Annotated in this window: 16 protein-coding genes; 7 read left to right on the top strand and 9 right to left on the bottom strand. The window is 71.3% G+C overall.

Translation table 11 applies throughout. The annotated features are described in order from the left end of the window. Positions 1-5 precede the first annotated feature (5 nt). The gene (locus ABZ070_RS09595) at positions 6-923 is read right to left on the bottom strand and encodes an endonuclease/exonuclease/phosphatase family protein (protein ID WP_356631715.1); all 918 of its coding nucleotides are present in this window, start codon (positions 921-923) and stop codon (positions 6-8) included. 148 nt (positions 924-1,071) lie between these two features. On the opposite strand from ABZ070_RS09595, the gene ABZ070_RS09590 reads away from it, so the two are divergent. From ABZ070_RS09590 to ABZ070_RS09580, 3 genes are read left to right on the top strand one after another with little or no spacing between them, the layout of a single operon-like run. Next, positions 1,072-2,592, top strand: a complete 1,521-nt coding sequence (locus tag ABZ070_RS09590) for a hypothetical protein (RefSeq protein WP_356631713.1) — start codon at positions 1,072-1,074, stop codon at positions 2,590-2,592. A 45-nt stretch (positions 2,593-2,637) separates the two neighbouring features. Continuing rightward, positions 2,638-4,179: a hypothetical protein gene (locus ABZ070_RS09585; protein WP_356631711.1), complete on the top strand. Its 1,542-nt coding sequence runs from the start codon at positions 2,638-2,640 to the stop codon at positions 4,177-4,179. A 43-nt stretch (positions 4,180-4,222) separates the two neighbouring features. Beyond that, the gene (locus ABZ070_RS09580; RefSeq protein WP_356631709.1) at positions 4,223-5,734 is read left to right on the top strand and encodes a hypothetical protein; all 1,512 of its coding nucleotides are present in this window, start codon (positions 4,223-4,225) and stop codon (positions 5,732-5,734) included. Positions 5,735-5,838: 104 nt separating this feature from the next. Here ABZ070_RS09580 and ABZ070_RS09575 read toward each other — a convergent pair whose 3' ends face one another. The 5 genes from ABZ070_RS09575 to ABZ070_RS09555 all read right to left on the bottom strand — a co-directional run bounded on the left by ABZ070_RS09575 (position 5,839) and on the right by ABZ070_RS09555 (position 13,058). Continuing rightward, positions 5,839-7,965: a 3-hydroxyacyl-CoA dehydrogenase NAD-binding domain-containing protein gene (locus tag ABZ070_RS09575; RefSeq protein ID WP_356631707.1), complete on the bottom strand. Its 2,127-nt coding sequence runs from the start codon at positions 7,963-7,965 to the stop codon at positions 5,839-5,841. Beyond that, complete coding sequence (locus ABZ070_RS09570; protein ID WP_356631705.1) at positions 7,962-9,188, bottom strand: acetyl-CoA C-acyltransferase; 1,227 nt, start codon at positions 9,186-9,188, stop codon at positions 7,962-7,964. The genes ABZ070_RS09575 and ABZ070_RS09570 overlap by 4 nt, the downstream gene beginning before the upstream one ends. Positions 9,189-10,109: 921 nt before the next feature. Then, positions 10,110-11,390 (bottom strand): HRDC domain-containing protein, encoded by a 1,281-nt coding sequence (locus ABZ070_RS09565; protein ID WP_356631703.1) that lies wholly within the window; start codon positions 11,388-11,390, stop codon positions 10,110-10,112. A gap of 78 nt (positions 11,391-11,468) precedes the next feature. After that, positions 11,469-12,131 (bottom strand): response regulator transcription factor, encoded by a 663-nt coding sequence (locus ABZ070_RS09560; protein WP_005310513.1) that lies wholly within the window; start codon positions 12,129-12,131, stop codon positions 11,469-11,471. Positions 12,132-12,374: 243 nt separating this feature from the next. Then, a complete protein-coding gene (locus ABZ070_RS09555; protein ID WP_356631700.1) occupies positions 12,375-13,058 on the bottom strand; it encodes a DUF3000 domain-containing protein in 684 nt (227 codons plus the stop codon). 149 nt (positions 13,059-13,207) lie between these two features. Here ABZ070_RS09555 and hemE point away from each other — a divergent pair, with 149 nt between their 5' ends. Further along, on the top strand, positions 13,208-14,215 hold the full coding sequence (hemE, locus tag ABZ070_RS09550; RefSeq protein WP_356631749.1) for a uroporphyrinogen decarboxylase: 1,008 nt from the start codon (positions 13,208-13,210) through the stop codon (positions 14,213-14,215). A gap of 54 nt (positions 14,216-14,269) precedes the next feature. On the opposite strand, the gene ABZ070_RS09545 is transcribed toward hemE, so the two are convergent. Together ABZ070_RS09545 and ABZ070_RS09540 are read right to left on the bottom strand one after the other, a co-directional pair. After that, positions 14,270-15,652, bottom strand: coding sequence for an FAD-dependent oxidoreductase (locus ABZ070_RS09545; RefSeq protein WP_356631698.1), 1,383 nt, complete (start codon positions 15,650-15,652; stop codon positions 14,270-14,272). A gap of 28 nt (positions 15,653-15,680) precedes the next feature. After that, positions 15,681-16,619, bottom strand: coding sequence for a DUF4349 domain-containing protein (locus ABZ070_RS09540; RefSeq protein ID WP_356631696.1), 939 nt, complete (start codon positions 16,617-16,619; stop codon positions 15,681-15,683). Positions 16,620-16,749: 130 nt separating this feature from the next. Here ABZ070_RS09540 and hemG point away from each other — a divergent pair, with 130 nt between their 5' ends. Then, complete coding sequence (hemG, locus tag ABZ070_RS09535) at positions 16,750-18,180, top strand: protoporphyrinogen oxidase (protein ID WP_356631694.1); 1,431 nt, start codon at positions 16,750-16,752, stop codon at positions 18,178-18,180. A 4-nt stretch (positions 18,181-18,184) separates the two neighbouring features. Next, positions 18,185-18,898, top strand: coding sequence for a hydrogen peroxide-dependent heme synthase (hemQ, locus tag ABZ070_RS09530; protein WP_356631692.1), 714 nt, complete (start codon positions 18,185-18,187; stop codon positions 18,896-18,898). 80 nt (positions 18,899-18,978) lie between these two features. On the opposite strand, the gene ABZ070_RS09525 is transcribed toward hemQ, so the two are convergent. Then, positions 18,979-20,580 carry an alpha/beta hydrolase gene (locus ABZ070_RS09525; RefSeq protein WP_356631690.1) on the bottom strand — a complete coding sequence of 534 codons (1,602 nt, stop codon included), beginning with the start codon at positions 20,578-20,580 and terminating at the stop codon, positions 18,979-18,981. A 117-nt stretch (positions 20,581-20,697) separates the two neighbouring features. Between ABZ070_RS09525 and ABZ070_RS09520 the strand changes: the two genes are divergently transcribed. Beyond that, a partial coding sequence (locus ABZ070_RS09520; protein WP_356631688.1) for a hypothetical protein occupies positions 20,698-21,046 on the top strand: 349 nt, incomplete at its 3' end.

Below are 21,046 nucleotides of genomic sequence, written 5' to 3'. Positions count from 1 at the left end.
TCGCCTCAGCCGGTGCCCGCGTCCACGCTGATCAGCAAGGCGCGATGGTCCGAGACGCCCGTGTCGCGCACCGAGCACCGGGTCGTGCGCAGTCCGGTGAACAGATAGTCGAGCTTGTGGCCGGAAGCGTGGGTCGGGCGCCCGGACCGGTCGGAGCCGGAATCCTGGGCGCACTCCCGATGGGTGCGGTAGGCGCCGGCCGGCCACACCCAGGCCGAGGGATTGCGGGCGCCCGGCGGTGTGACGTTGAAATCGCCGCCGAACACGGTGCGCCGCTTCGGCACCGCCGCCATCAACGCCCGCAACTGGTCGTCGCGGTACTCCCGACCGGGATGGGCTTGGTCGCTGTCCGGCACACTCAGGTGGGCGTTGCACAGCCGGACGTCGTGGGCCGCGACCGTCGCGCACAGGATGCCCCGCTGGAGCCCCACCACGGGCTGCGGCGCGGGCACGACACGCACCGAGGACAGCGGGTGGGCCGAGAGAATCGCGAAGCCGGCCGCGCCCTGGCCGCGTCCGTCGCACGGGGCAGTGCTGGAGCGCCCGGTTCCGTCCCTCCAGGAGTAGGGCCGGAAGGACACGTGCCAGGACCGGCCGAGTTCCCCGCGTACCGTCTCGATCTGACCGGCGCAGGCTTCCTGAAGAAGGACGACGTGGGCCCCGGCGTCGGCGAGCCGCTTCACCGCCTGCCTCTTGGCGTCGTCGCTTCCCGTGTCCGCGCAGCCCCACCGCTGGACGCCGCACATGTTCCACGTCGCCACCGTCAGGGTGCGGCTCGCGGAGAGGGTCCGCGCCGGATCCGCGGCGCTCTGCACGTACGTCACGGCGGCGAGGACCAGCGACAGGGCGAGAGCCGAGGCCGCGGCGAGCGGACGGCGGTGCCGGCGCAGGGCGGCCTGGAGCGGGGAGGCCACCAGAAGCATCCCGCCATCATGTCCGCTTCGCCGCTCCGGCCGCAAATGTGCCGATCCGCCCCCGCCCCCGCCCCGCCCCCGTCCACGAAGCGCCTGCGCCCCTGCTGTGCCCGCCCGGCCGGCTCCACCGAACCGTCATGAGACTGGAGTTCCGTACATGTCCAAAGCACCCTCGAGCGGGCGGAAGCTGTTCAACGGGATCGAGGCCTCGGGCACGTTTCCGGTCGAGTACCGCTTCTCCCACGCGAAAAGCGGCAACCGTCACCTCGTCGTGGTGTTCGCCAACTTCTCGGCGCCCGAGGACTACGGGTGGTCCAACGGCGTCTTCGACAACGTCCGTGCCAACATCCTGTGGATCCGCGACCGCTTCGACGGGATGAACGCCTACTACCTGTGCCGGAACATGGACTTCGGCCTGGCGGACTCGGTGCAGGCCCTGATCGCGAACTTCATGCGGGCGCTGGGGCTGACGCCGGACCAGGTCACCCTGTGGGGCGGTTCCAAGGGCGGCAGCGCGGCCCTGTACCTCGGTCTGACCCACGGTTACCGGAACATCGTGGCCATCGTGCCCCAGTTCCTCATCGGCGACGCACTGGAGAAGCGGCACCCGAAGGTCGCCGCCTACATGCTCGGCGAAGGTGCGCCGGCGCACAACGCACGGGTCCTGGACGCGCTCCTCCCCGATCTCGTGCGGCGCCAGGCGAACCGCGGCGCCAACATCTACGTGCTCTCCTCCCCGCAGGACGAGCACTACACCGTGCAGGTCGAGCCTTTCCTCGGCATGTTCCAGGGCTACGAGAACTTCAACTACCTGCACAGCGAATCGCCGACGATCCAGGGCCACGCCACGGCGACGAGGCGCAACGTGCCGGCGCTGGTCGGCCTGCTGAACCTGCTGGCCGACGGTTACGCCCCGCGCCTCGGGTTCGCACGCCACGCCCAGGAGGAGTTCGACCGCGACCAGTCGGCCGTCGACGCCTACCTCGCCTCGACCGCCAAGGTCCAGAACACCGACGCGTTCCCGCCCCCGGCCGTGACGACCCCGGGCGCCGACAGTGAGGTTCCCGCCACCGGCGTCCGCTTCACCGGGCGGGCCCCCGGCGCGGTGCGCGTGAGCATGTGGGAGAACGGCAAGTTCCTGGCATCGCCGCAGGTCGCCCCCGACGGTGCCTGGTCCTGGCAGCCGGAGAGGACATGGGCACAGGGGAAGCATCTCGTCAAGATCTTCGCGGTGTCCCCGGCCGGCTTCCATTCGGCCCGGGTCGAGGTGCCCTTCACGGTGTCGGACCGGGCCGCGGCTCCCGTCACGAGCGCGAACCCCGGCCCCGGCGCCCCGTTCGCCGCGGACAGCGGGCTGCATCAGGGCCGGCTGCTCCGCCCGCCGGTCGTCACGGCGCCCGGCCCGCAGCACCAGGTGGCGACCGCGGTCGCCTTCCACGGGCACGCGACGGGCGCGGCGGAGGTCCGGTTCCACGAGAACGGCGTGGTGCTGGGCTCGGTCGGGGTCGCACCGGACGGGCACTGGGGCTGGGAGCCGGGCTGGGCGTGGCCGGAGGGCCCGCATCTGGTCGAGGCCGTCTCGGTGGACACGACGGGCATGGTGTCCCCGCCCACCCTGGCCGCCTTCACCGTCATGGCCGCCTCCGCGCCGACCGGTTACTTCACGCCGCGGTACTGACCGCCCACGGCGCCGATTCCGAACTACTCACGAGGAAAGCCGCACATGCCCAAAGCAGCGTCGAAGGGGCGCGACATCGTCACCGGGATCGACACGTCCGGTGTGTATCCCGTCGAGTACCGGTTCGCCCATGCCAAGAAGGGCAACCGCCACCTCACCGTGGTGTTCGCCAACCTTGCCGCTCCGGACGACTACGGCTGGTCGACCGGAGTCCTCGACGACCTGCGGTCGAACATCCTCTGGATCCGTGACCGTTTCGCGGGCGGGCTCACCTACTACCTGTGCAGGGAGATGGACTTCGGCGTCGAGAGGTCCGTGATCGACCTCATCACCAAAGTGATGAAGTCCCTCGACCTGACGCCGAACGACGTCACGCTGTGGGGCAGCTCGAAGGGCGGCAGCGCCGCCCTCTACTTCGGGCTTCGGTACGGCTTCCGGAACATCGTGGCCTCCGCGCCGCAGTTCCGCATCGGCACTTTCGTCCGGGACGTCTATCCGAAGGTCGGCCGGAGCCTGCTCGGGGAGGGCCTCGCCGAGCAGGACGTGCGGGTCCTCGACTCCGTCCTCCCCGATCTGCTGATGGCGGGCGCGAACCAGGAGGCCAACATCTACCTGGTGTCGTCGCCGCAGGACGAGCAGTACCCCACGCAGATCGAGCCGTTCCTGGGGATGCTGCAGCGGTACCCCCACTTCAACTTCGTCTTCAGCGAGTCCCCGTTCATCACGGAGCACAACAAGGTGACCGTGCGGAACGTGCCTCCCCTCCTGGGGATCGGCTACCTGCTGGTCGACGGAATCGCGCCGCGCATCGGCACGATCCGCAACGGCTACGAGGAGCCCGACCGGGACACGTCGGCCATCGACACCTTCCTCGCCTCCACCGCCAAGGTGCAGGCCGACGCGTTCCCGCCCCCGGTGGTGAGTGTTCCGGCGGCGGGCGGCCTGGTGCCGCTCACCGGTTCGCGCTTCACCGGGTACGCCTCGGGGGCGGTCCGGGTGAGCCTGTGGGAGAAGGGCAAGTTCCTGGGTTCACCGCCCGTGGGCCCGGACGGCACCTGGAGTTGGGAGCCGGCCAAGCCCTGGGCGAAGGGGGAGCACCGCGTCAAGATCTTCGCCGTGGACCCGGCCGGGTACCACTCGCCGACGACGGAGATCCCCTTCACGGCGGCGGACGGGGCCGCCGTCGCTCCGACGGCCGTGCCCGCCGAGGCCGTGGCCGCGGGCGTCGCGCTCGGCACGCCGGCGCCGGTGCGAGGACCGGACCCCGCCGCCCAGGGCGTGCCGACGCCGGTCGTCTCGGCCCCCGGCCCGCAGCAGGCGGTGGCGGGGACGACGGTCGCTTTCCACGGCGCCGCCGCCGGTGCGGTGCAGGTCAGGTTCCGGCAGAACGGTGCGCTGCTGGGCGGGAGCGGGGTCCGGCCGGACGGCGCCTGGATCTGGGAGCCGGGCTGGGCGTGGCCGCCGGGGCCGCACCTGGTGGAGGTCATCGGGGTGGACGCGAACGGCATGGAGTCACCGCCGGCCACGGTGACCTTCACCGTCATGAACGCGTCCGAACCGGCCGGGTACTTCAGCCCGCGGCACTGAACGCCTTCGTCGTTTTCGAACAACTCACGAGTGGAAGCCACACATGCCCAAAGCAGCGTCGAAGGGTCGCGAGCTGATCCAGGGGATCGACACCTCCGGTGCGTATCCCGTCGAGTACCGGTTCGCCCACGCGAAGGGCGGCAACCGGCATCTTGTCGTCGTGTTCGCCAACTTCGCGGTCACTGACGACTACGGCTGGTCGAACGGCGTCCTCGACCCGGTGCGGGCCAACATCCTGTGGATCCGCGACAAGTTCCACGGCATGAACAGCTACTACCTGTGCAAGGACATGGACTTCGGCCTGGAGCAGTCCGTGGCCGGGGTCATCACCAAGGTGATGAAAGCCCTGGACCTGACACCGGACGACGTCACGATGTGGGGAGGTTCGAAGGGCGGCAGCGCGGCTCTCTTCTTCGGCCTGCGCTACGGGTTCCGCAACATCGTCTCCCTCGTGCCGCAGTTCCTCGTCGGCACCTATGTGCAGAAGGTGCACCCCAAGGTCGCCCGGTTCATGCTCGGCGGGGGGGTGCCGGAGCAGAACGTACGGATCGTCGACTCGATCATTCCCGACCTCGTGCGGTCGGGACACAGCCGGCACACCAACATCTACCTGCTCTCCTCCCCGCAGGACGAGCAGTACCCGGAGCAGGTCGAGCCGTTCCTGGGGCTCTTCCAGGGATACGACAACTTCAACTTCATCTACAGCGAGTCCCCCTTCATCACCGGCCACGCCCAGGTCACCCGACGCAATGTGCCGTTCCTCATGGGACTGGTGAACATGCTCGCCGACGGACTCCCCCCGCGGCTGGGCATGGTGCGCAACGGCTACGAGGAGCCGGACCGCGACACGTCGGCCATCGACGCCTACCTGTCCGCGAACTCCCGGGACAAGGGCACCGACATCCTGCCGCCCGTCGTCCTGCACCCGGTGCCCGGTACCCGGCTTCCCCGGGACGGTGTGTACTTCAGTGGCACCGCCAGGGGTGCTGTACGGGTGAGCCTGTGGGAGCACGGCAAGTTCCTGGGCTCGCCCTCCGTGGCGCCGGACGGCACCTGGTCCTGGAAACTGAGCAAGCCGTGGAGCAAGGGCGAACACCGGGTCAAGTGCGTCGCGTGGGACGCGGCGGGAGGCCACACGAAGGGCGTCGAGGTCGCGTTCACCACGGTGGACGGGGCGGCAGCGGCCGCGGCGCCCGGGATGCCGGTGCCGGCCGGTGCCCAGGGCGTCGCGCCCGGTGTGCACGGGCAGCCGGCGGGGGCGCCGGTGGTTCAGGCTCCCGAGGCGTACCAGCACGTGATGGGGGCGGCAGTACAGTTCACCGGCTTCGCGGCCGGAGCGTCTCGGGTGGGTTTCCGAGCGGGCGGAACGCTCCTCGGCGGCAGCCCGGTCGCCGCCGACGGACGGTGGACGTGGGAATCCGGCTGGCCCTGGCAGGAGGGCATGCACACGGTGGAGGTGTTCGCCGTGGACGTGCACGGCATGGAGTCCCCGGCGGCCCTCGTGCCCTTCTCGGTGCTGCCCGCCGCGGCCGGTGCGTCGCACTTCGGTTACTGACCCGCGCGGCACGGCGCTCCGCGCGCCGCGGCACTGATCCAACGGCACAACAGAAGAGGGCCCCCGCAGGAGCGGGAGCCCTCTTCTTCGTTTCCGTACAGGTGTTACGCGGGAACGCTCGCCACGCCCTGCGCCAGGAACCGCTTGCCGTTCACGCGCTCCGAGACACCCTCGCGGTCCAGGTACGGCGTGATGCCGCCCAGGTGGAAGGGCCAGCCGGCGCCCGTGATCAGGCAGAGGTCGATGTCCTGGGCCTCGGCAACGACACCCTCCTCCAGCATCAGGCCGATCTCCTGCGCGACCGCGTCCAGGACGCGGTCGCGAACCTGCTCCTCCGTCAGGACGCTGTCACCCTGCTTCAGCAGTGCGGCGACCTCCGGGTCCAGCTCCGGCTTCCCGGAGTCGTACACGTAGAAGCCGCGCTTGCCGGCCTCGACGACCGCCTTCAGGTTGGGGGAGACCGTGAAGCGCTCCGGGAAGGCGCGGTTCAGCGTCTCGGACACGTGCAGACCGATCGCCGGGCCGACCAGCTCCAGCAGCACCAGCGGCGACATCGGCAGACCGAGCGGCTCGATCGCCTTCTCGGCCGTGACGACCGGGGTGCCCTCGTCGATGACGTTCTGGATCTCGCCCATGAAGCGGGTGAGGATGCGGTTCACGACGAACGCCGGGGCGTCCTTGGTGAGCACCGCGGTCTTCTTCAGCTTCTTCGCGACACCGAAAGCGGTGGCCAGCGACGCGTCGTCCGTCTTCTCGCCGCGGACGATCTCCAGGAGCGGGAGGATCGCGACCGGGTTGAAGAAGTGGAAGCCGACCACACGCTCGGGGTGCTGGAGCTTGGAGGCCATCTCCGACACCGACAGCGACGAGGTGTTGGTGGCGAGGATCGCGTGCGCCGGGGCGACCGCCTCGACCTCCGCGAACACCTTCTGCTTGACGCTCATCTCCTCGAACACGGCCTCGATGATGAAGTCCGCGTCCGCGAAGCCCTCGGCCTTGTCCAGCACACCGCTCACCAGGGCCTTGAGACGGTTGGCCTTGTCCTGGTTGATGCGGCCCTTGCCGAGCAGCTTGTCGATCTCGGCGTGGACGTAGCCCACACCCTTGTCGACACGCTCCTGGTCGATGTCGGTCAGCACGACCGGCACCTCGAGGCGGCGCAGGAACAGCAGGGCGAGCTGAGAGGCCATCAGGCCGGCGCCGACGACGCCGACCTTGGTGACCGGGCGGGCCAGGCTCTTGTCCGGGGCGCCGGCGGGGCGCTTGGCGCGCTTCTGCACCAGGTTGAACGCGTAGATGCCGGAGCGCAGTTCGCCGCCCATGATGAGGTCGGCCAGCGCCAGGTCCTCGGCGTCGAAGCCCTTCTGCAGGTCGCCGTCCTTGGACGCCTCGATGATGTCGAGGGCGCGGTAGGCGGCCGGGGCCGCGCCGTGCACCTTGGAGTCGGCGATGAACCGGCCGCGGGCGACGGCCTGGTCCCAGCCCTCACCGCGGTCGACGTCGGCGCGTTCGACGACGATCTCGCCCTTGAGGACGCACGCGGTCCAGATGAGGGACTGCTCGAGGAAGTCGGCGCCCTCGAAGATCGCGTCGGCGATGCCCAGCTCGTAGACCTGAGCGCCCTTGAGCTGCTTGTTCTGGTTGAGCGAGTTCTCGATGATCACCGAGACCGCGCGGTCCGCGCCGATCAGGTTGGGCAGGATCGTGCAGCCGCCCCAGCCGGGGACGAGACCGAGGAACACCTCGGGCAGCGAGAAGGCCGGGATCGCCTGGGAGACCGTGCGGTACGAGCAGTGCAGGCCGACCTCGACACCGCCGCCCATGGCCGCGCCGTTGTAGTACGCGAAGGTCGGCACCGCGAGGCCCGCGAGGCGCTTGAAGACGTCGTGGCCGCCCTTGCCGATGGCCAGCGCGTCGGAGTGCTGCTTCAGCAGCTCGACGCCCTTGAGGTCGGCGCCGACCGCGAAGATGAACGGCTTGCCGGTGACGCCGACACCGACGATGTCGCCGGCCGCGGCCTCGGCCTCGACCTGGTCGATCGCGGCGTTCAGGTTCGCGAGCGACTGCGGGCCGAAGGTGGTCGGCTTGGTGTGGTCCAGGCCGTTGTCCAGCGTGATGAGAGCGAAGCGCCCGGCGCCGGAGGGGAGGTCGAGGTGGCGTACGTGCGCGCTGGTGACGACCTCGTCCGGGAACAGCTCGGCCGCGCCCTTCAGGAGTTCGGTGGTGCTCACTTGTTGCCTCCGGCGTCCTTGTGGTTCGGGTTCTCCCAGATGACCGTGGCGCCCATGCCGAAGCCGACGCACATGGTGGTCAGGCCGTAGCGCACCTCGGGCTGCTCCTCGAACTGGCGGGCCAGCTGCGTCATCAGACGCACACCGGAGGAGGCGAGCGGGTGGCCGTAGGCGATGGCGCCGCCGTACTGGTTGACGCGCGGGTCGTCGTCGGCGATGCCGTAGTGGTCCAGGAAGGCGAGGACCTGGACGGCGAAGGCCTCGTTGATCTCGAAGAGGTTGATGTCCTCGATCGACAGACCGGCCTGGGCGAGCGCCTTCTCGGTCGACGGGATCGGGCCGTAGCCCATGACCTCGGGCTCGACACCGGCGAAGGCGTACGAGACGAGGCGCATCTTGACCGGGAGACCGTTCTCGCGGGCGAAGTCCTCGGAGGCGATGATCGAGGCGGTGGCGCCGTCGTTCAGGCCCGCGGCGTTGCCGGCGGTGACGCGGCCGTGGACGCGGAACGGCGTCTTCAGGCCCGCGAGCGACTCGAGCGTGGTGCCCGGGCGCATCGGCTCGTCGGCGGTGACCAGGCCCCAGCCGGTCTCGCCGGCCTCGGGGTTGGTACGGCGCACCGAGACCGGTACGAGGTCCTGCTGGATCTTGCCGTCGGCGTACGCCTTCGCGGCCTTCTCCTGCGAGCGCACGGCGTACTCGTCGGTGCGCTGCTTGGTGATCTGCGGGTACCGGTCGTGCAGGTTCTCCGCGGTCATGCCCATGAAGAGGGCCGACTCGTCGACGAGCTTCTCGCTGACGAAGCGCGGGTTCGGGTCGACGCCCTCGCCCATGGGGTGGCGGCCCATGTGCTCGACACCACCGGCGATGACGGCGTCGTACGCACCGAACGCAATGGAACCGGCGACGCTCGTGACGGCCGTCAGAGCGCCGGCGCACATACGGTCGATCGAGTAGCCGGGCACGGACTGCGGCAGACCGGCGAGGATGCCGGCGGTACGGCCGAGGGTCAGACCCTGGTCACCGATCTGCGTGGTCGCGGCGATGGCGACCTCGTCGATCTTCTTCGGGTCGAGGGCCGGGTTGCGCCGCAGCAGCTCCCGGATGGCCTTCACGACGAGATCGTCGGCGCGGGTCTCGTGGTAGATGCCCTTCGGGCCCGCCTTGCCGAACGGGGTGCGGACGCCGTCGACGAAGACGACGTCCCTGACGGTACGAGGCACGATGGCTCTCCTCCAGGGTGCGGGGTGGCACTGCTGCGGCGCACACGCCTGAGCGTGCGCTTGCTTCCCTCATGCTACTTGCGGGTAACCGGAGTGCACAGTCCCGGGGGCGGGAGCGGTGAACGTCACACGGGGCGGGGCACGGGCGACGCCCGCGGCGGGCTTGTTCCCCACCCCGCCCCTCCCCGAAACCGGGCTCCGCCCGGACCCGGTCCCGCGCCCCGCGGGGGCTCGGTGCCGCAGCCTCCCCTGTGGAGCCCCGCCGCCCTCGGGCCTGCGGCCCAGCGGCTGTGGTGCGCCGGAGCTTGCCCCGTCGGGCTCCGCCCGGACCGCCACTGCGTGCACATGGCGTTCCAGGGGCTCCGTCCCTCCGGCAGCACAGGTCTGCTCTTCGGCCTGAAAGACCGGGGCTGGCTCCGCCCAGGGGCAGCCGCCCTGTCTCGGTGGCTTCGTCTCCCGGGCCCCGCGCATCCCCTCGAGTCCTCGCGCAGTCCTGTCCGGTACGGACCCGCCCACGCGCGCTCCTCGAAGACGACACCGGCCTCGAAGACATTCAACCCAGGGTCACCTGGCGCGGTGATGACATCGGCCAATGTGTCGCCCGGCAGCGCCGCGACGGGAACCAGCTCAACCAAGAACAGCAGCAACGCCTCGGGACCTGGCGAATGCGCAGCTCTCGGAAGGCGAGAGGGCACGGCGCCTCGGGCCGGCCTCCGCGGCGGGACGGGCGGCGGAGGCTGGTGCTGCTTGCGTCGGGAGTGTTCCAAGGCCGGGTCGGCAGCGGGGCTGATCTTGCCGCTGCGTGACGACCCGGCTGCGCCGGCGGGCAACTGGAGCCTCGCCGGCGTTGGAGGCGCGGGGGTACGGGGCGGAGCCCCGAAGGACGCGGAGCCCCGACAAGGCGCCGAAGGGCGCCCCCGGTTACACCGGGCCCGTGCTCAGCGCCTGCGTCAGCAGCGGCGAGACCTGTTCGACCTGCCACGGACGTGCGCCCAATTCGGTCAGCGCGTCCGCGACGGACGCCACCGTCACCTCGGCGACCGGCGGCTCCCAGCACACCCGCCGCACCGTGTCCGGCGTGATCAGGTTCTCCTGCGGCATGTTCAGCTCCTCCGCCAGCGCGGAGATCGCCGCGCGCGCGGCGGAGAGCCGCGAGGCGGCGGCCGGGTCCTTGTCGGCCCACGACCGCGGGGGCGGCGGGCCGTTCAGCGGCTGGCCGGGCTGCGGCAGCTCGGCGTCGGGCAGTGCCTTCGCCCGCTCGACCGCGGCCTGCCACTGCTCGAGCTGGCGTCGGCCCATCCGGTGCCCGAACCCGGGGAGCGCCGTGAGCGCGTGCACGTTCGCCGGCAGCGCGAGCGCCGCCTCCACGATCGCGGCGTCGCTGAGCACCTTGCCGGGGGACACGTCACGGCGCTGGGCGACCCGGTCGCGGACGGTCCACATCTCCCGTACGACCGCCATCTGCCGACGCCGGCGCACCTTGTGCATCCCGGACGTACGCCGCCAGGGGTCGCGGCGCGGAGGCGGCGGCGGGGCGGACGCGATCGCGTCGAACTCCTGGCGGGCCCATTCGAGCTTGCCCTGCCGGTCCAGGTCCTTCTCCAGCGCGTCGCGGAGGTCGACCAGGAGCTCCACGTCGAGGGCCGCGTACCGCAGCCAGGGCTCGGGCAGCGGGCGGGTGGACCAGTCGACCGCCGAGTGGCCCTTCTCCAGCGCGTAGCCGAGGACGCCCTCGACCATCGCGCCGAGGCCGACCCGCGGGAAGCCACCGAGCCGCCCGGCGAGCTCGGTGTCGAAGATCCGGGTGGGCACCATGCCTATTTCGCGCAGGCACGGCAGGTCCTGTGTGGCGGCGTGCAGAATCCACTCCGCGCCGGCGAGCGCGTCACCGAGCCCCGACAGGTCGGGGCAGCCGACGGGGTCGATGAGCGCGGTGCCCGCGCCCTCACGGCGCAGCTGTACGAGGTAGGCGCGCTGGCCGTACCGGTAGCCGGACGCGCGCTCGGCGTCGACGGCGACGGGGCCGGTTCCCGCCGCGAAGGCGGCGATCACCGCGGCGAGGGCGTCCTCGTCGGCGACCACCGGCGGGATGCCCTCCCTGGGCTCCAACAAGGGGATCGGCGCCGATTCGACGTCGTCCGAGGGAGCGCCCCCGGTGGTTCGCAGTGCGGTGTCTGCTGCGGTCTCTTGGGCGTCGGTCACGTGTCAAGGGTATCTGTGAACGGAACGCGCCCGTCGACGGAACGTTCCGTCGACGGGCGCGGAAGACAGGTCAGGGGATCAGTGGATGATTCCGGTGCGCAGCGCCACGGCCACCATTCCGGCCCGGTCGCCCGTGCCCAGCTTGCGTGCGATACGTGCGAGGTGGCTCTTGACGGTCAGCGCGGACAGGCCCATCGAGACACCGATGGCCTTGTTGGACTGCCCCTCCGCGACGAGGCGCAGCACCTCGACCTCCCGGCCGGACAGCTCGCGGTAGCCGCCCGGGTGGCTCGGGGCACCCGGGGGGCGGCGGTGCATACGGTTTGCCGCGGCGCCGATGGGGGCGGCGCCGGGGCGGGTGGGGTGTCCGATGTTGGTACGGGTGCCGGTGACGACGTAGCCCTTGACACCGCCGGCCAGTGCGTTGCGCACGGCGCCGATGTCGTCGGCCGCGGACAGTGCCAGGCCGTTGGGCCAGCCCGCCGCGCGGGTCTCGGAGAGGAGGGTCAGCCCGGAACCGTCGGGCAGGTGGACGTCGGCCACGCAGATGTCGCGCGGGTTGCCGACGCGGGGACGTGCCTCCGCGATGGACGATGCCTCGATGACGTCACGGACTCCGAGTGCCCACAGGTGGCGGGTGACGGTGGAGCGGACGCGCGGGTCGGCCACGACGACCATGGCCGTCGGCTTGTTCGGGCGGTAGGCGACCAGGCTTGCGGGCTGCTCGAGAAGAACGGACACCAGGCCTCCTGGAAAGGTGCGGGACGGAGCCGGCTCGGGGATGAAGCCGGGGCGAACCGTGCAGTTAGGTCATTGACCTCTTCGGCACCGAACCCGTCCGCCTTTAGAGAATGATCACGATTTGGTGAGTAATTATCGGGGCAATTCGGACAGGCGATCGATCATCCTACGAGCGAACCGTTCCAGCGCGACGTTCCTGCGCACGGCCGCGGCCAGTCTCCCCGGACCGCGGTCCGCCCCCTCTCAGGCCTGCTGCGGGCCGCGGCGCTGCGGCAGGCTCACCACACCCGTCGCGTTGTCCGCCGGACCCGCCGTCGACGGCGGCAGCCCGGCCACCTGGCAGAGCAGATCGCACCAGGCCGCGAGGTGTGCGGCCGCGTCCGGGACGCCGCCCTGGCCCTCGCGCGGGGTCCATGACGCACGGATCTCGATCTGGGTCGCGGGACGGCGGTCCGCGAGTCCTCCGAAATAGTGAGACCCCGCGCGGGTGACGGTGCCGCTCGGCTCCCCGTACGACAGCCCGCGTGCCTCCAGCGCGCCGGTCAGCCACGACCAGCACACCTCGGGGAGCAGCGGGTCGGCCGCCATCTCCGGTTCCAGTTCCGCGCGCACCAGCGTCACCATCCGGAACGTGCCGTGCCACGCGTCGTGGCCCGCCGGCTCGTGCAGCAGGACCAGACGGCCGTCCGCCAGGTCGTCGTCGCCGTCGACGACCGCCGCCTCCAGCGCGTACGCGTGCGGGGCGAGCCGTTGCGGAGGCCGTGTCGGTTCGATCTCGAGCTCCGGTCGCAACCGCGCCGACCGCAGCGCCTCGACCGCCTGACGGAACGCGTGCGGCACGGCATCGGGTTCGGCGCTCGCTTCGGCACTCCCCTTGTCCTCAGCGCTGTTGGAATGATCGGAAAAATGTCCCTGAGCCGCAGCCATGCGGGGAAGAGTAGGCGGAACGGGCGCTTCGCGCAGGGAGGGACACCCGGGCCGGGGCGGCCACTTCTCGCCTGCATGCGAAGATTCAGGGCGTGAGCGCCAACATCCGCCCCCTGGGCCACCAGACGACGACGTACGACTCCGCTTTCATGAAGGCGTGCCGCCGCGAGCCGGTTCCGCACACGCCGGTGTGGTTCATGCGTCAGGCGGGGCGCTCACTGCCCGAGTACATGAAGGTGCGCGAGGGCATCCCGATGCTCGAGTCGTGCATGCGGCCCGAGCTCGTCACCGAGATCACACTGCAGCCGGTACGGCGGCACAAGGTCGACGCGGCGATCTTCTTCAGCGACATCGTGGTGCCGCTGAAGGCGATCGGTGTCGACCTCGACATCAAGCCGGGCGTCGGCCCGGTGATCGCGGAGCCGATCCGTACGCGGGCCGACCTCGCCCGGCTGCGGGACCTCACACCGGAGGACGTCCCCTACGTCACCGAGGCGATGGGGATGCTCACCCGTGAGCTCGGGCCGACTCCGCTGATCGGGTTCGCGGGAGCGCCGTTCACCCTCGCGAGCTACCTCGTGGAGGGCGGCCCGTCGCGCAACCACGAGCACACCAAGGCCCTCATGTACGGCGACCCGCAGCTGTGGGCCGACCTGCTGGACCGGCTCGCGGAGATCACCTCCGCCTTCCTGAAGGTCCAGATCGAGGCGGGCGCCTCCGCGGTCCAGCTCTTCGACTCGTGGGTCGGCGCCCTCGCCCCGGCCGACTACCGGCGCTCGGTGATGCCGGCGTCGGCGAAGGTCTTCGAGTCCGTCGCGTCCTACGGTGTCCCGCGCATCCACTTCGGCGTGGGTACGGGCGAGCTCCTCGGCCTGATGGGCGAGGCGGGCGCGGACGTGGTCGGCGTCGACTGGCGCGTCGCGCTGGACGAGGCCGCACGCCGGGTCGGCCCCGGCAAGGCGCTCCAGGGCAACCTGGACCCGGCCGTGCTGTTCTCCACCCCTGAGGCGGTCCGGACGCGGACACGCGAGGTCCTGGACGCGGCGGCCGGTCTCGAGGGCCACATCTTCAACCTGGGCCACGGCGTCCTCCCGACGACGGACCCGGACGCGCTGACCCGGCTGGTGTCGTACGTGCACGAGCAGACGGCGCGGTAGGCCGGACGTGACAGCGGCCGGCGCGGCCGCCCGCGCCCGGTACCGCCGCAGCGGCTACGCCCCCGCCTTCCGGACCGCCGCCGTCGCCTTGCGGGCCGCCACGAGGACCGGGTCCCAGACCGGGGAGAACGGCGGGGCGTAGCCGAGGTCAAGGGTCGTCATCTGTTCGACCGTCATGCGGGCCGTCAAGGCCACCGCCGCGATGTCGACGCGCTTGCCGGCGCCCTCGCGGCCCACGATCTGCACGCCCAGCAGGCGGCCCGTGCGGCGTTCCGCGAGCATCTTGACGGTCATCGGGGCCGCGCCGGGGAAGTAGCCGGCGCGGCTCGTCGACTCGATCGTCGCCCTCACGTACTGCAGACCCTGCGCGCGTGCGTCCTTCTCGCGCAGGCCCGTGCGGGCGATCTCCAGTTCGCAGACCTTGCTGACCGCTGTGCCGACCACGCCCGGGAAGGTGGCGTAGCCGCCGCCCGCGTTCGCGCCGATGATCTGGCCGTGCTTGTTGGCGTGGGTGCCGAGCGCGATGTGGCGTTCGCGGCCTGACACGAGGTCGAGGACCTCGACACAGTCGCCGCCCGCCCAGATGTTGTCGTGGCCGCGGACGCGCATCGCCAGGTCGGTGAGGATGCCGCCGTGGCGGCCCAGCGGCAGGCCCGCCGCGCGGGCCAGGCCGGTCTCCGGCTCGACGCCGATCCCGAGGACGACCACGTCCGCGGGGTACTCGGCGTCATCGGTCGCGACCGCCCGGACGCGGCCGTCGTCCCCGGTCAGAATCTTGCTGACGGCCGTTCCCGAGATCGTCGTGATGCCCATCCGGGACATCGCTTCGCGGACCAGACGGCCCATGTCCGGGTCGAGCGTCGACATGGGCTGTTCGCCGCGGTCGACGACCGTCACCTCGTAGCCCCGCTTGAGCAGCGCCTCCGCCATCTCGACGCCGATGTATCCGGCGCCCACGACCAGCGCGCGCCGCCCCTTTGTCCGGGAGAGGGAGTCCAGGAGCGCCTGACCGTCGTCGAGGGTCTGGACACCGTGGACGCCCGGCGCGTCGATGCCGGGAAGCGCGGGGCGGACGGGCCGGGCGCCGGTGGCGATCACCAGCTTGTCGTAGCCGGTCCAGGACTCTTCGCCGCTTGCCAGGTCGCGCGAGCGCACCCGCCCGCCCGGGACGTCGATCTCCGTCACCTCGGTGCGCATCCGCAGATCGATGGCGCGCTCGCGGTGCTCCTTCGGTGACCGGGCGATCAGCGCGTCGCGCTCGGCCACGTCGCCGCTCACCCAGTACGGGATGCCGCACGCGGAGAACGAGCTGAAGTGACCCCGCTCGAAGGCCACGATCTCCAGTTCGTCCGCGTTCTTCATCCTGCGTGCCTGCGATGCGGCGGACATGCCCGCCGCATCGCCCCCGATGATTACCAGACGCTCGGTCGCTGTCATGGGGAACACGCTACAAACAAGCGGAGGTTCAGTCCTGCGCGGCCGGAGGAGCCGGGGAAGCGGCGGCGGGACGCTTGCGCAGCCGGGGCCGCACCAGCCACCGCCACAGCACGTACAGCACCGCGCCCACCGCCGCGAACGGCGCCACCGCGCCGATGGCCACCGTGATCCAGCGCAGCGTCGCGACCAGCGCGTCCCAGCCGCCGCCGAGCGCGTCCAGGAAGCCGGGCCCGTCGTCCTCCTTCTTGGTCTCCTTGCGTTCCTTCTCCGAGAGCGTCAGCGTGATCGTCGCCAGGGACGTGCGGTCCTTCAGCGCCGCCTGCTGTGCCAGCAGCGACTCGAGATCGGCCTGACGGGTGCTCAGCTGCGCTTCCAGGGTGACGACGTCGGACAGCCGCGTCGCCCGGTCCATCAGCTCCCGCACCCTTGCCACGCTCGCCCGCTGCGTCGCGATGCGGCTCTCCACGTCCACCATCTGGTCGGTGACGTCCTTCGCGTCGGCCTTGCGGGACAACAGCTTGCCCGCGCCCGCGAGTTCGGCCAGGACGGAGTCGTACCGCTCCTGGGGGACGCGCAGCACGACATGGGAGGTGATGTGCGTGTCGTCGATCCGCTCCGTGGTCTCGTTCTCGACCCGGCCGCCGGCGCTCTCCGCCGCACGCCGGGCGGCGGCGAGCGCCTTCGTGGCGTCCTTGACCTCGACGGCGAGCTCGGCGGTGCGGATGACGTGCGTCTTCGGCAGCGCGGACGGTTTGGCGGCGCCGTCCTGCCCCGTCCCGCCCTCCGCCGGTTTCCCGGCAGCCTCGTCGGCGGCGTAGCCGGAGCCGGCCGCACCCTCCCTGGCGTCGGCCGCGGCGGGTTTCTCCGCGCTCTGCGCGGCGTCGCCGGACGAATCGCCTGCGCCGCACCCGGCGAGGCCGAGCGAGGCAGTGAGAAGTAGTACCGCGAACGCACGCCGTGCACGCATACCGGCCCCCCGGGATTGGGTTGTGAACGTGTTTGCAGGTTCGACGTGGCGGCGCAGGGCCGGGTTGCCCGGTTACGGTCCCGAAGCGGTCACGGTCAGGACTCGGAACGGCGTTTGAGAGAGTTGGACCATGAACGTGGACACATCAGCGCGTCACGTCGTGGTCATCGGCGGCGGCATCGCCGGTCTCGCCGCCGCTCACCGGCTGCTCGCCTCCGGCCTGCGCGTCACCCTCCTCGAGGCCACCGACCGGGTCGGCGGCAAGCTGCACTCCGGCGAGATCGAGGGCGTACGCGTGGACCTCGGCGCCGAGTCGATGCTCGCCCGCCGCGCCGAGGGCACCGATCTCGCCCGCGCGGTCGGTCTCGGCGACCGGCTCGAACCGCCGGCCACGGCGACCTCCTCGGTCTGGACCCGTGACGCACTGCGGCCCATGCCGAAGGGGCATGTGATGGGCGTCCCGGGCGACCCGTCCGCGCTCGCCGGACTGCTCTCGCCGGAGGGCCTCGCCCGCATCGAGCATGAGAAGGACCTCGCGCCGGCGGAACTCGGTGACGACGTGGCCGTCGGCGCCTACGTCGCGGAACGTCTCGGCAGGGAGGTCGTCGACCGGCTCGTCGAACCGCTCCTCGGCGGGGTGTACGCGGGGGACGCCTACCGCATCTCGATGCGCGCGGCCGTCCCCCAGCTCTTCGAGGCCGCCAGGAGCCACGCCTCGCTGCTCGAAGGGGTGCGCGACATCCAGGCACGTGCCGCCGCCGGGCAGCAGACGGGCGGACCGGTCTTCATGGGCATCGACGGCGGTATCGGCACCCTGCCGGGCGCCGTCGCCGACGCCGTGCGCGCGCAGGGCGGCGACATCCGCACCGAGGCACCGGTCCTCGGCCTGACCCGCGGCGCGACGTGCTGGCAGATCCGTACCGACCGCGAGACGCTCACCGCCGACGGCGTCGTGCTCGCCACCCCCGCGTGGTCCGCGTCGGCGCTGCTCGCCGCCGAGTCACCCGTCGCGGCGGCCGAGCTGGGGCAGGTCGAGTACGCCTCCATGGCGCTGGTCACCATGGCCTTCCGGCGCTCCGACGTGGCCGGGATGCCGGCCGGTAGCGGGTTCCTCGTCCCGCCCGTGGACGGCCGCACGATCAAGGCGTCCACCTTCTCCTCCCACAAGTGGGGCTGGGTCGCGCGGGGCGCCGGGGACCTGTTCGTGCTGCGCACCTCCGTCGGCCGCTACGGCGAGGAGGAGGCCCTCGAACGGGAGGACGCCGAGCTGGTCGACGTCTCCCTGACCGACCTCGCCGCCGCGGTCGGTCTCACGGCCCGTCCGGTCGCCGCCGACGTCACCCGCTGGACCGGGGGCCTGCCGCAGTACCCGGTGGGGCACCTCACCCGCGTCGCCCGTATCCGTGACGAGATCGCCGAGCTGCCGGGCCTCAGGGTCTGCGGCGCCGTGTACGACGGGGTCGGCATCCCCGCCTGCATCGCGAGCGGACAGCGCGCGGCCGACGAGATTCTCGCCACGCCGACCCTGGCGCGGGGCACTGATCCGGAGGCGGGACAATAGCCGTATGAGTGCGCCAGAAAAGATCCCGAACGCAGGCAAGAAGGCCAAGGACCTCAACGAGGTCATCCGGTACACGCTGTGGTCCGTCTTCAAGCTGCGCGACGTGCTGCCCGAGAACCGCTCCGGCTACGCCGACGAGGTCCAGGAGCTGTTCGACCAGCTCGCCGCCAAGGACGTCACCGTGCGCGGCACCTACGACGTCTCCGGGCTGCGCGCCGATGCCGACGTGATGATCTGGTGGCATGCCGAGACGGCCGACGAGCTGCAGGACGCGTACAACCGCTTCCGGCGCACCCGCCTCGGCCGCGCACTCGAACCGGTGTGGTCGAACATGGCGCTGCACCGCCCCGCCGAGTTCAACAAGTCGCACATCCCGGCCTTCCTGGCCGACGAGACGCCGCGCAACTACGTCTCGGTGTACCCGTTCGTGCGCTCCTACGACTGGTACCTGCTGCCGGACGAGGACCGCCGCCGGATGCTGGCGGACCACGGCAAGATGGCACGCGGCTACCCGGACGTCCGGGCCAACACGGTCGCCTCGTTCTCGCTCGGCGACTACGAGTGGCTGCTGGCCTTCGAGGCGGACGAGTTGTACCGCATCGTCGACCTGATGCGTCACCTGCGCGCCTCCGAGGCCCGCATGCACGTCCGCGAAGAGGTGCCGTTCTACACCGGCCGCCGCAAGAGCGTGGCGGACCTCGTGGCGGGACTCGCGTAAGGTCCCGTCCGCGAACGACTTGACGGCTGAGTTTCCGCCCGTTCCAGGCGGATACTCAGCCGTCCGTGTGACCCGGAAGATCAGACGGTGTGCGGCAGCTTCCGCTGCTCCGCCCGCCGGTCCAGCGACACCGGGTCCGGCTCCGGGTGCGGCGCGCATGATGCGCGCCGCACCGGTGTCTCACCCCGCAGCAGATAGTCCTCCAGGTAGGTGTTGACGCAGCTGTTGCTGCCGGCGCCGATGCCGTGCGTACCCGCGTCCTCTTCCGTGATCAGCACGGAGCCGGCCAGTCGCCGCTGCAGCTCGAGCGCCCCCGCGTAGGGGGTGGCGGCGTCCCTTTCCGCGGCCAAAATCAGCGTGTCGGGCAGCTCTCGGGGCTCCGTGCGGACGTCCAGTGGCTGTTGCCGGGGCGCCGGCCAGAAGGCGCAGGGCAGGTTCATCCAGGCGTTGTCCCACGTCTCGAACGGCGCGCGCTGCGCCAGCAGTGTGTTGTCGAGGTCCCAGACGGAGAAGTCCTCCGGCCACGGGGCGTCGTTGCACTCGACCGCCGTGTAGACGGCGTTGCCGTTCTCCGCCGCCTTCGCCCCGTCGGGGTCGGGGGCGGCCTGGTCGATCAGCGGCTGCGGATCGCCCTTCAGGTACTCCGCCAAAGCCTTCGCGCGCATCGGCCAGTACTCGTCGTAGTAGCCGGCGCCCAGGAACGCGGCGTGCAGTTGGCCGGGACCGACCTTGCCGCCCGCGGGCTTCTCCGCGAGCCGGGCGCGCACCTCTTCGTAGCTGTGTGCCACCTCCTCGGGCGTCGCCCCCAAGTGGTACGTGCGCTCGTGTCTGGCCACCCAGGCACGGAAGTCGGCCCACCGGCTCTCGAAGGCCTCCGACTGGTCCAGGTTGTTGCGGTACCAGATCTGCTCGGGTGCGGGGTTGACCGCCGAGTCGAAGACCATGCGGCGCACATGGGACGGGAACATCGTCGCGTACAGCGCACCGAAGTAGGTGCCGTAGGAGGCGCCCATGAAGGTGAGCTTCTTCTCGCCGAGCGCGGCCCTCAGCACGTCGAGGTCGCGGGCGTTGTTGAGCGAGGTGTAGTGGCGCAGCGTCGCGCCCGCCTTGTCCGCGCAGCCCTTGGCGTACGCCTGGGCCTCGGCGACGCGCTCCATCTTGTACGACGCGGAGGGGTGGGTCGGCGCGAGTGTGGGCGCTTCGAGGAAGTCCACGGGGTCCTGGCACGACAGCGGGGCGGACCGGCCGACGCCGCGCGGTGCGTAGCCGACGATGTCGTACGCCTTGGCGATCCGCCGCCATTCTGGAGTCTCCGCGGCGAGGGGGAAGTGCATGCTGGAGGCCCCGGGGCCGCCGGGGTTGTAGACGAAGGCACCCTGACGCTCGGCCTTCTTGCCGCTCGCCTTGACGCGGCTGACCGTCAGTTCGATCTGCCGGCCCGACGGGTCGGTGTAGTCGAGCGGCACCTTCACCGTGCCGCACTGCACCGACTTGGGCAGCTTCTCCACGGCGGGGCAGCGGCCGAACGCGATACCGGCCGCCGCGGCACGCCCCGCGGCCACCACGGTGCCGTGCAACGCGGCGTCAATGACGGCCGCGCCGCCTGCGGGGGCGACGGCGACGGACGCGAGGACCAAGGAACTGAGGCCTGCCACGGCCCCGTACTTCGCAGATGCTCTCATCGCGTTCCCTTCGTGCGCGGGGCGGCCGGGCGGCAGCCATGGGACGAAAGGGATCTTTGGCAGGGGAGGTTCGCGAAGTAAAGCACCGGCTCGGCGGTTTCAGGATCAATGACTCCGATGCCGGTGCGTCAGGAGCTGCTGCTCGAGCCGCCGCAGCTGGAGCCGCCGCTCGAACCGCCACAACCGGAGCCGGACCCGCTCGAGCCGCCGCAGCCGGACCCGCTCGAGCCGCCGCAGCTCGATCCGCTCGAGCTGCCGCACCCGGAGCCCGGCGACGAACCGGCGCACCACACGGGCTCCGGGCCGTACGAGGTGGGGGACCACGAGCCCCCGTGCGTCCCCGTCGGCGTCGCGCGGAACCGGGCCGCCGCCCCCAACTGCGCCCGCAGAGCCGGATCCGGCACACCGCGCAGGCCGTGCCGAGCCACCAGCTCGGCCGGCGACTGCGGCCGGGCGTGCCCGGCCC

This window comes from Streptomyces sp. NPDC006283, from assembly GCF_040613325.1.
Classification (GTDB): domain Bacteria; phylum Actinomycetota; class Actinomycetes; order Streptomycetales; family Streptomycetaceae; genus Streptomyces.
The sequence above is the reverse complement of the archived record's forward strand: the minus strand, read 5'-3'. Positions and strand labels throughout refer to the sequence as shown.